The following is a 10024-nucleotide window of genomic DNA, read 5'->3' as shown; positions in this document are numbered from 1 at the left end:
CCCCCCCCCCCCCCCCCCCCCCCCCCCCCCCCCCCCCCCCCCCCCCCCCCCCCCCCCCCCCCCCCCGCCCCGCGCCCCGGCCCCCCGGCCCCCCCCCCCCCCCCCCCCCCCCCCCCCCCCCCCCCCCCACTACCGCTAGAAGCAAAGCCCCCCCTCCCCGCCCCGCCGTTACTTTGTCCTCATAAACCCGAGCCGGGTTTCAGGCGATAATCCGCACAGCGCCGGCGTGTTGCCCGCGCACTCCCCCGCTTCGGAATTGCAATGAGCGAGATTCGCAAGGTACCGGCCTCTGCCGGTGCGGAATGGCTGCTGACCGGTTTTGGCCTGCTCAAGCGTGCGCCTTTGGCGCTGGGTTCGCTGGGCATCCTGTGGGGCGTCGGCACTTCGCTGGTGCTGTCGCTGTCGATGCTGGTGCCGGCACTGGGCACCGTGGTGCAGCTGCTGCTGTTGTTGGCCGGCCCCTTGTTCATGGGCGGCATGCTGTGGGCGATCCGCGAGGTCGACCAGGGCCGAACCGCCAAGCCTGCGCACCTGCTGCAGGGCGTACAGGAAGGCCGCGCGCCACATCTGCTGGTGGCCCTGCTGCCACAGCTGTTCGCTGCTCTGCTGCTGGGCACCTTGCTGCTGGTGCTGGTCGGCACCGACGGCCTGCAACAGCTGTCGGTGGTGATGGTCAAGCTCAATGAGCTCAGCCAATCCGGTGCACAGCCGGACCCGGCGCAGATCGAGGCACTGGTGGCGACGCTGCCGGCCGGGCGCATCCTGCTGTGGCTGCTGTTGCTGATCGCCAGCTTCGTCGCGCTGACGCTTGCCCTGTTCGTGATGCCGCCGCAGGTGATGTTCGAACGCTCCGGTGGCATGCACGCGCTGCGCGAAAGCCTGCGCGCCAGCATCCACAACCTGCCTGCGATGCTGGTGTTCTTCGTGCTGGCCTTCATCGCCATCTTCGCGATCTATTTCGCGGTGATCATCGTGGCGTTGTTCATCGGCCTGATCGCCGGCCAGGGCGCCGCCATGGCCATCGCCCAGTTGCTGCTGATGGCGATTTTGATGCCGGTGTTTGCAGGTGCCGTGTATGCGGCCTGGAAGCAGATGCTGGCACCGGCCGATGCCAGCGGTCCGATCCCGCCGCCGGTAAGCAGCGGCCACGTGTTCGAAGCCTGATCCGGGCTGTCACCTCGCTTGCAGAAAGGCCGCGCACAGATGCGCGGCCTTTTCGTTTCAAGCGGTTTCGCGGCTGCGCTTGATCAGGTACATGGCCTGGTCGGCGGCGTGCAGCAGCGCATCCACTTCGGCGCCATCGGCGGGGTAGGCGGCAAGGCCGATGCTGGCACCGATGCTCAGGGTGAGCTGCTCGCCGTCGCGCTGGTAGTGCATGGGTGCCAGCAACGCCTGGGTCACCCGTTCCATCAAACGACGGGCGTCGTTGATGTCATCGAGCTCCTCCAGCACCAGCGCGAATTCATCGCCGCCCAGCCTTGCGACGGTGTCGTTCTCGCGCAGCGCGCCGCGCAGCCGTGCGGCCAGCTCGATCAATACCGCATCGCCGGCACCGTGGCCCCAGGTGTCGTTGACCGCCTTGAAACGGTCCACGTCCACGTACACCAGCGCGAACATGCCGCCGTGGCGCTGGGCACGATGGTGGGCGCTCTCCAGCCGGTCCATGAACAAGGCGCGGTTGGGCAGGCCGGTGAGCATGTCGTGCATGGCCAGATGGCGCATTTCCTGCTCCATCTGCTTGCGCTGCTCGACTTCGATCTCCAGCTGGCGGTTGCGCTCGGACAGCTCGCTCAGCGCATCGCGCAACGCCACCCGGTGCCGGTACAGCTCCAGGAATACCTGCACCTTGGACAGCAGGATGGTGGCTTCCAGCGGCTTGGCCATGTAGTCGACCGCGCCGAAGCCATAGCCCTTGAGCCGGTGCACGTCGTCGGCATAGGTGGCCGTGACGAAAATGATCGGGGTCTGGCGGGTGGATTCTTCCTGCGACAGGATCTCGGCCACTTCAAAGCCGTTGATGTCCGGCATGTAGACGTCGAGCAGCACCAGCGCGAACTCGTCGTCCAGCGTGGCCTTCAGCGCATCGTTGCCCGAGGCCGCCTCGACCACTTCCACGTCGAGCTTGGCCAACACCCTGCGGATCACCAGCAGGTTGGCGGGGTTGTCATCCACGGCCAGAATCTTGGGCCGCTGTACTACGGCCGGCTTGGTCACGAGCATATTGCTTCCAGCAAAAAGGGAATTTCGGCTAACGGCAGGCAGTAGTCGGCGCCGGCGCGCTCCAATGCAGCCGCCGGCATCATAGCCACTTGCGCCGTTTCCGGATCCTGAACGATCAGCGTGCCACCGGAGCGCCGTATCCGCACGCAGCCATCAGCACCGTCGGAATTTGCCCCGGTCATCAACACTGCCACTGCCTGCTCGCGCCAGACCTCGGCTGCAGATTCAAACAGAACATCGATGGAAGGGCGTGAAAACGCCACCCGCGGGTCGATGCTGAGGGCAAAACGGCCGTTGCGCTCGATCAGCAGGTGGTAGCCGGACGGGGCCACATAGACCCGCCCAGGCTCGGGCAGCTGGCGCTCCTCGGCCTCCTGTACCGGCAGGCCGCTGCGGCTGGCCAGCAGCTCGCAGAACACCCGCATATCCTCCGATCCGCTGTGGCAGACCACCACCATCGGCACCGGCAACGGCCCCGACAGTCCACCCAGCAACTGGTGCAGGGCGGCCAGCCCGCCGGCCGAGCATCCCACCACTACTGCCTGTGGAGGCTGCCCGGACGCGGTTTTCACAGGAGCCCACCTGCGTTGCGGTAGAGCCGCAGTTCGGCGTCCAGCGGCACGAAGTCACGGGCGCTGGGGGCGAAACGGATCGACTCGCGGTTGCCCAGGCAGAGGAAGCCGCCGCGGCTCAGGCTGTTGCGGAACAGGCCCAGCACCCGGTCCTGCAATGCGTCGGAGAAATAGATCAGCACATTGCGGCACAGGATCAGCTGGGCCTCGGTGAACACGCCATCGCAGACCAGGTTGTGGTTGGCGAAGGTGACGCGTTCCTTGAGCCGCTCATCCAGCTTCATGAAGTCGTAGCGGGCATGGTAGTAATCGGACAGCGTATGGCGGCCACCGGCGGCCAGGTAGTTCTCCGAGTACAGCCGCGCATCGCGGATCGGGAAGATGCCTTCCTGCGCCTTGGCCAGGGCTTCATCGCTGAAGTCGGTGGCGTAGATCTGGCAGCGCTCGTACAGCCCGGCTTCCTTCAGCAGGATGGCCAGCGAATACACCTCCTGCCCATGCGCGCAGCCGGCCTGCCAGATATTGATCTGCGGGTACGAGGCCAGGACCGGGAACACCTCGTCACGCAGCTTGCGGAACACCGCCGGGTTGCGAAACATCTCCGACACCGGCACCGACAACTTGGCGATGACCTGCGGCACCATGTCGTCATCACGCAATACGCGCGCACTCAGCTCGCTGACGCTGGGCAGGTTCAAGGCATGCGCCAAGGCGAGCACGCGCCGCTTCAACGAGGACGGCGCGTAACCGGTGAAGTCATAGCCATGCCGGCGCGACATCGCCGCGACGAAGGCATCGACCTCGATATCGTCGATGTCATCGCGCTGCGCCTGCAGCGTGCGCGGCCCTACTTTTGCAGCCATACGCGCATCATCGACAACAGCTTGTCCAGGTCCACCGGCTTGGTGAGGTAGTCATTGGCGCCTGCATCCAGGCACTTGTCGCGATCACCGTGCATCGCCTTGGCGGTGACGGCGATGATCGGCAGGTTGCTCCATTGCGGCAGCTTGCGGATCTCGCGGGTGGTCTCGTAGCCATCCATGCCGGGCATCATGATGTCCATCAGCACCAGCTCGATGGACGGATTTTCCTGCAGCTGCTGCAGCGCCTTGTAGCCATCCTGTGCCATCGACACATTCACCCCGCGCGCGCGCAGCGACTTGGACAGGGCAAACAGATTGCGCATGTCGTCATCGACCAGCAGCACCTGGCGGCCACCGAGGTTGTTGTCATCGGAGGGCGTGGCATTGGCGCCGCGCGAGCCGATGCTGTGCAGGAACAGGCTGACTTCATCGAGCAGGCGTTCTGGCGAACGCTGGCCCTTTATCACGATGCTGTCGGTGTACTGGCGCAGCTTGAGGCTGTCTTCGCGGCTCAGGTCCTGGCCGGAATAGATCACCACCGGCGGCACTGCCACCAAGGTGGCGGCCTTCTCCAGGAACTCGATGCCGGAGATGCCACCCAGGTTGAGGTCCAGCACGATGCAGTCGTAGCTATGGGTAGCGATACGCTCCAGCGCTTCCTCGCCGGAGGCGACCTGGTCGATCTCGACATTGTCGGCCTGCAGCAAACGGGTCAGCGCCAGCCGCGAATCCGGATCGTCATCCACCAACAGCAACTTGCGCACGATCTTGCCGGCCACATCCAGCAGATGGTCGAAGGCCGTGACCAACGCCTTGCGATCCACCGGCTTGGTCAGGTAACCGACGGCTCCCAGCGCAACGCCCTTGGCCGCTTCGTCCACGGCGGAAATGAAGTGCACCGGGATGGCTGCGGTGACCGGGTCGTGCTTGAGGTGCTGCAGCACCGACCAACCGTCCATGCCCGGCAGCATCACGTCCAGCAGGATGCCGGTAGGGCGGTAACGCCGCGCCAGCTCCAGGCCACTCTCGCCATCGGCGGCGGCAAGCGCGCGGTGGCCCTTGCGGCGGATCAGGTCGACCAGGATGCGCGCGAACGCCGGATCATCTTCCACCGTGAGGATCACCGTCTCACCCGCCGCAATGGCGTGGCGATCATCGGGAATCCAATCAATCAACTGCGCGGTGGCGACACGCGCCGGCCCCGGCGTGGGCGCCGGCCGCTGCTCGATGGCGGCCTGGGTCGCGGCCATCGCACTGTTGATGCCGGCCGACAGCAGCGGCAACACCAGGCTGAAGCTGCTGCCCTTGCCCTGCTCGCTGTCCACCACCAGCTGGCCGCCCAGCAACTGCGCAAGGCGGCGTGCGATCGCCAGGCCCAGGCCGCTGCCACCGTAATGGCGGCTGGTGCTGGAATCGACCTGCTCGAAGGCTTCGAAGATCGAGTCCAGGCGCTCTTCGGGAATGCCGATGCCGGTGTCGCGCACGGTCAATGCAACGTGCTGCTCGTCGGCGGCGGCGCCGATGCGGGTCAGCATCGCGGTATCCGCCAGCGCCACCCGCAACGTCACCGAACCTTCGCGGGTGAACTTGAAGGCATTGCCGAGCAGGTTGTTGAGCACCTGCTGCAGCTTGGAGCGGTCGGTGATCAGCGCATCCGGCATCGACGGATCGACGTCGATGGCAAACTCCAGCCGGTTCTCCATCGCCATATGGCGGAAGTGGCGGGTGACCTCGCGGGTGATCGCGTCGATCTTCACCTCTTCGCGATGCACATCCATCTTGCCGGCCTCGATCTTGGACAGGTCGAGGATGTCGTTGATCAAGCGCAGCAGGTTGGAACCAGAGTCGTGGATGACCGCGGCAGCCTCCACTTCCTCCACGTCCAGGTGGCCGCTCTCGTTCTCGGCCAGCTCCTTGGACAGGATCAGCAAGCTGTTGAGCGGCGTGCGCAGCTCATGCGACATGTTGGCCAGGAAGTCGGTCTTGTACTGGCTGGCGCGCGCCAGTTCCTGCGCCTTGAACTCGGTTTCGCGCTGCAGCACCTGCAGCACATCCTTCTGTTCGTTGAGGACCTCGGTCTTCTGCCGCAGTTCTTCGTTGGAGGCCTGCAACTCCTCGGCCTGCACGCGCAGCTCTTCCTCGGAAGCGGACAGGCGCTGGGCCTGTTCTTCCAGCTCCACGGTCTTACCCTGCAATTCTTCGTTGGTGGCACGCAGTTCTTCTTCCTGCGTCTGCAATGCCAGCTGCGAGCGTTGCAGCTCTTCGGCCTGGGCGCGGGTGTGGTCCAGCAGCAACTGGGTTTCGTCGGCACGGCGGATGTTGTCCAGGCCCAACGCCACGGTCGGCAACACGCTGTCGATGAAGGCTTCCTGGGTGGCGCTGAAATGACCAAAGGTGCCGAACTCGAACACCCCCAGCAGGCGACCCTTGAGCAGCAGCGGCACCGCCACCAGATGACGTGGCTGCGCCTCGCCCAAGGCCGAATGCACGCCAAAGAACTCGTCCGGCACCTGCTGCACGCTGATGCGCTTGCGCTCCAGCGCCGCTTGCCCGATCAGGCCGTCGCCCAGCCCGTACTGCAGGCCGAGGTGCTTGCGCCGCTGGAAACCATAGCTGCCCTGCAGTTGCAGCTTCTGCTCGCGCTCGTCCCAGGCGAAGAACACGCCGATCGGCGCGTCGATGCGCGGCGCGATCTGCGATACCAGCGCCTGTGCGTAGTCGTCGGGCGTCTGCGCGGTCTGCAGCTCGGCGCCCACTTCGGCGACACCGAACTTGACCCAGTTCGCGTCGCGCGCAGCCAGCGAATTGCGCCGGAACACCTCCATCGCGCGCGCGATCTCGCCGATCTCATCCTTGCGCTGCAGGTTGTCGATCTCCACGTCCAGGTCATCGTTGGACAGGCGCGTCATCTTGTCGGTGAGGCGGTTGATCGGATGCACCACCAGCCGCGAGATCATCCACAAGGTGCCAACGATGATCAGGAAGCCCAACACCAGCAGCACCAGCGAAATCTGGTGCGCACGCGCGATCCAGTCACTCATCTGGCCACGATCGCTGAGCAGCTGGGTCACTTCGGTTTCGTAGACTTCATCCAGCGCTTCGGCCAGGCCGTTGCCTTGGCCGGCGTTGCTTAGTGCGTGCAGTTGCTGGATCGGGGTGAGTGGCTGCGGCGAGGCAGTGGGGCGCAGCACCGAGGCGACATTGCTGTCCCAGTCACGCGCCTGCAACTGCGCGCGCCGCAGGCGCTCGGCCATCGGTCCGGTGCCGGCGGCGGTCAGCGCTGCTGCCAGCGCCGAATCGCGGCGACGGCCTTGCTGGGCCAGGGTTTCCAGATGACGCTCACCGTCACCCAGCAGGTAATTGCGGACCGCTATCTGCTGCAGGCGCACGGCCTGGATCGCGTCCTCGACCTGGCGTATCACCTCGATCTGCACACCCTCCTGGCGGCGCGCATCGTCGTCGCGTCCGGAGGTGCGGTAGCTGACCACGCTGGTGGCCAGGAAGCACAGGAAGACCAAGCCAAAGGCAGCCAGCATCTTGCTGAGCAGCGGCACATTGTTGATCCAGCTCTCTTTCTTTTGCGTCATGCAGGTGTCCCCCGGGATACCACCACGCCTGCCAATCCGCGCGGCCTCTTTTCAGTGAAAATAGCGCAGATTGCTGACAACCGCCTGCTACGGATGAATCAGGGCGCCGCCGTCTTGCCCTGGTCGCGCGGCTGCAGCCAACGGGCCGCGTGTATACCCAACTCGTAAAGGAAACACATGGGTATCGCCAGCATCAGCTGCGACACCACATCCGGCGGGGTCAGCACCGCCGCCAGCACAAAGATACCGACGATCGCGTAACCGCGGCCTTCACGCAGCTGCTGCGGCGTGACCCAGCCGAGCAGGACCAGGATCACCATTGCCACCGGCAGCTCAAAGCTGGCACCGAAGGCGAAGAAGATCGCCAGTACGAAATCCAGGTAGGCGCTGGCATCGGGAGTGATGGCGATGACTTCAGGCCGGAACGTGGTCAGGAAGTGGAAGACCGCCGGCAGCACCAGGAAGTAGGCGAATGCACAGCCGATGTAGAACAGCGCAACCGCCGACGCCAGCAGCGGAACCGCCAGGCGCTTCTCACGGGCATACAGGCCCGGCGCAACGAAGGCCCAGGCCTGGTACAGCAGCCACGGCACCGCCACGAACAGGGCCGCGAAGAAGGTCAGCTTCAATGGCGCAAAAAAGGCACCGGCAGGATTGGTGGCAATCATCGACTGCCCGGCCGGCAGCTGCGAGATCAGCGGCGTGGCCAGGTGGGTGTACAAGGTGCGTGAGAACGGCATCAGCGCCAGCAGCACCACGCCCAGACCTACCAGCCCACGCATCACCCGCGAGCGCAGCTCGATCAGATGCTCGATCAGGCTGCTTTCGTTGAACTCCGCGCTCATGGCGTCCGCTCCTGGCTGGGCGGTAGCGGCTCGGTTGCGGCGGGCACATCGGCCAGCGGAATGCTGCGGTTGAACGCGGAATCGGTGCTGGCCGCGTTGGCAGGTGCGGCAGCCGATTCAGCGGGGCCGGGTTCCAGCAAGGACAACTGCTCCGTCGCCGGCGCCGTCACTTCCGGGGTTTCGGCAGAGGACACCGGGCGTGGTTCGATGGGGCGTGGCTCGATCACCCGCTCGGCGGCCGATTCAGGCAACTCCACTTCACGCTTGAAGGCATCGGCCTCGCTGCGCACCACACCGGCCTGGTCGCGCAACCCGGCCTCGGCCTGCTGCATCGACTGGCGTACATCCTGCAGATTGCGCTTGAGCTCTTCGGCGTGCAGTTCACGCTCGAGTTCCTGCTTGACCGAATCCCACTGGTTGCGGGCACGCCGCACCCACAGCCCGGCGAAACGCGCTGCCTTGGGCAGGCGTTCCGGGCCGAGGACCACCAAGGCCACCACTGCAATCAGCAGCAGTTCGCTGAAACCGATATCAAACACGTCGTGCGCCCGGGATCAGCGCGCGTCGCGGTCGTGCTCGGCCTGCTTCTCGGCGCTCTTGTCGGCATCGCGCGATTCGTCGCCCAGCTGTGCAGCCGGCTTGTCCTCGTCACGCATGCCCTTCTTGAACTCTTTGACCGCACTGCCCAGATCCTTGGCGCCGCTCGTCAACCGCTTGGTGCCAAACACCAGCAGCACGATGACCAGCACGACCAACCAGTGCCAGATGCTGAAACTGCCCATGATCTGCTCGCGTTATCTGTGTGTAGGTTGTTGAGCATAGCGCACTAGGTATTAGCTGATCGCTATGCCAAAGGTCAGTTGCCGCCGTCCAGGCTTTCGGTGCGGATTTCGCCCTCGGAAACCGGCTGGAAACCCTGCTGCGGTGCCGGTTCAGTCGTGGCCTGCTGCAGCGGTGCGGTGGTCGCGGTGTCGCTGCCGGTGGCGTTGTTGGCCGGTGCCTGCACGCTTACCGCATTGCTGCGCGGTGCAGCCGAAGCCAGCGGAGCAGCGCTGCCCTGGGTGCCACGCTTTTCGCGCGCAGCGTAGGTGGACTCTTCCAGACGATCACGGAAGGACACCACATCGGACGACGGCGCAGTATTCAGGCGACCTTCCAGGATCATGCGCGGGGTGGTGTTCTGGCCGTAGGCGTCCAGGTTGGCGGCATCGTCGATCTGCAATGCCGCACCATCCAGCGCCACGCCAGCAAACAGACCGCGGGCACGCGACCACGACCAGATCTCAGCCTTCAGCTGGCCATCGGTGGCGGCAGCGGCGCTGCGGCCAACCGGGCCAGCAGCAACGCCGGCATCGGCGCCGAGGGTGAACTTGCCGTTGACGATGTTGTCCAGGCTGCGGTCATTGCGGAACACCAGGATCACGTCCGAGGACTGCACGCCGGCCTGGAAGCCGATGCTGCCGCCGGTGAGCTTGATGAATACGGGATTGGACCAGCTGCCATCTGCCGTTTTCACCGACATCAGGCCATGGCCGCGACGCCCGCCCAGCACCAGGCCTGCCTTGATCGTGTCGGGAATGACGATGATGGCGCGGCCTTCATCCAGCAACTTGTCTGGAATCGCCTGTTCGGGGATGTCCTGGATTTCATTGAGGACACGCACCGCATTGCGGGCACGTTGATCTTCCTGCGGACCAGCGACAGCAGTGGCGGACAACAGGCTCGCGGACAGCAGCAGAACGAGGCACGGCAGGCGGCGCATGGGTAACTCCGTAGGTCGATGCATAGAAAGATAGCGCAAGTGCCTGAAATTAGTAGCGCGGCTATGAATAGGTGGTGAGCGGGAGCGTCTGTAGTGGGGGGGGGGCGGCCACGGGCGCCAAGAAGCAAAATGGAAAAAAACGACAGCACGCGCGCCCGCACGAAAACCCCCCACC

9 protein-coding genes are annotated in these 10024 nt (G+C 65.1%); 1 reads left to right on the top strand and 8 read right to left on the bottom strand.

The genetic code is table 11. From position 1 onward, the window contains the following. The first annotated feature begins 261 nt into the window (after nt 1-261). Nucleotides 262-1164, top strand: a complete 903-nt coding sequence (locus tag ACVOLV_RS21270) for a BPSS1780 family membrane protein (RefSeq protein WP_481556101.1) — start codon at nt 262-264, stop codon at nt 1162-1164. 57 nt (nt 1165-1221) lie between these two features. Here the strand turns inward: ACVOLV_RS21270 and ACVOLV_RS21265 are convergent, their stop codons facing one another. The 8 genes from ACVOLV_RS21265 to ACVOLV_RS21230 form a co-directional block, all read right to left on the bottom strand. Beyond that, nucleotides 1222-2220: a diguanylate cyclase domain-containing protein gene (locus tag ACVOLV_RS21265; RefSeq protein ID WP_481556100.1), complete on the bottom strand. Its 999-nt coding sequence runs from the start codon at nt 2218-2220 to the stop codon at nt 1222-1224. Then, nucleotides 2211-2792, bottom strand: a complete 582-nt coding sequence (locus ACVOLV_RS21260) for a chemotaxis protein CheB (RefSeq protein WP_481556099.1) — start codon at nt 2790-2792, stop codon at nt 2211-2213. The genes ACVOLV_RS21265 and ACVOLV_RS21260 overlap by 10 nt, the downstream gene beginning before the upstream one ends. Continuing rightward, nucleotides 2789-3655 carry a CheR family methyltransferase gene (locus ACVOLV_RS21255; protein WP_481556098.1) on the bottom strand — a complete coding sequence of 289 codons (867 nt, stop codon included), beginning with the start codon at nt 3653-3655 and terminating at the stop codon, nt 2789-2791. The genes ACVOLV_RS21260 and ACVOLV_RS21255 overlap by 4 nt, the downstream gene beginning before the upstream one ends. Continuing rightward, nucleotides 3640-7242 (bottom strand): response regulator, encoded by a 3603-nt coding sequence (locus tag ACVOLV_RS21250; protein ID WP_481556097.1) that lies wholly within the window; start codon nt 7240-7242, stop codon nt 3640-3642. The genes ACVOLV_RS21255 and ACVOLV_RS21250 overlap by 16 nt, the downstream gene beginning before the upstream one ends. Before the next feature lie 98 nt (nt 7243-7340). Further along, the gene (gene tatC, locus ACVOLV_RS21245; RefSeq protein WP_481556096.1) at nt 7341-8087 is read right to left on the bottom strand and encodes a twin-arginine translocase subunit TatC; all 747 of its coding nucleotides are present in this window, start codon (nt 8085-8087) and stop codon (nt 7341-7343) included. Next, a complete protein-coding gene (gene tatB / locus ACVOLV_RS21240; RefSeq protein ID WP_481556095.1) occupies nt 8084-8626 on the bottom strand; it encodes a Sec-independent protein translocase protein TatB in 543 nt (180 codons plus the stop codon). Before tatB ends, tatC begins: the two co-directional genes overlap by 4 nt. A gap of 15 nt (nt 8627-8641) precedes the next feature. Then, nucleotides 8642-8869, bottom strand: coding sequence for a Sec-independent protein translocase subunit TatA (gene tatA, locus ACVOLV_RS21235; protein WP_303748210.1), 228 nt, complete (start codon nt 8867-8869; stop codon nt 8642-8644). A gap of 74 nt (nt 8870-8943) precedes the next feature. Further along, the gene (locus ACVOLV_RS21230; protein WP_303748209.1) at nt 8944-9849 is read right to left on the bottom strand and encodes a lipid-binding SYLF domain-containing protein; all 906 of its coding nucleotides are present in this window, start codon (nt 9847-9849) and stop codon (nt 8944-8946) included. Nucleotides 9850-10024: the final 175 nt, after the last annotated feature.

This window comes from Stenotrophomonas sp. STEN023 (assembly GCF_056760135.1).
Note: the sequence above shows the minus strand (reverse complement) of the source record. Positions and strands in the feature narration are given on the sequence as shown.

Coding starts and splice junctions, on each gene's coding strand:
- ACVOLV_RS21265 (WP_481556100.1), bottom strand. CDS start 2,220: ATGCTCGTGACCAAGCCGGCCGTAGTACAGCGGCCCAAGATTCTGGCC.
- tatA (WP_303748210.1), bottom strand. CDS start 8,869: ATGGGCAGTTTCAGCATCTGGCACTGGTTGGTCGTGCTGGTCATCGTG.
- ACVOLV_RS21270 (WP_481556101.1), top strand. CDS start 262: ATGAGCGAGATTCGCAAGGTACCGGCCTCTGCCGGTGCGGAATGGCTG.
- ACVOLV_RS21230 (WP_303748209.1), bottom strand. CDS start 9,849: ATGCGCCGCCTGCCGTGCCTCGTTCTGCTGCTGTCCGCGAGCCTGTTG.
- tatC (WP_481556096.1), bottom strand. CDS start 8,087: ATGAGCGCGGAGTTCAACGAAAGCAGCCTGATCGAGCATCTGATCGAG.
- ACVOLV_RS21250 (WP_481556097.1), bottom strand. CDS start 7,242: ATGACGCAAAAGAAAGAGAGCTGGATCAACAATGTGCCGCTGCTCAGC.
- ACVOLV_RS21255 (WP_481556098.1), bottom strand. CDS start 3,655: ATGGCTGCAAAAGTAGGGCCGCGCACGCTGCAGGCGCAGCGCGATGAC.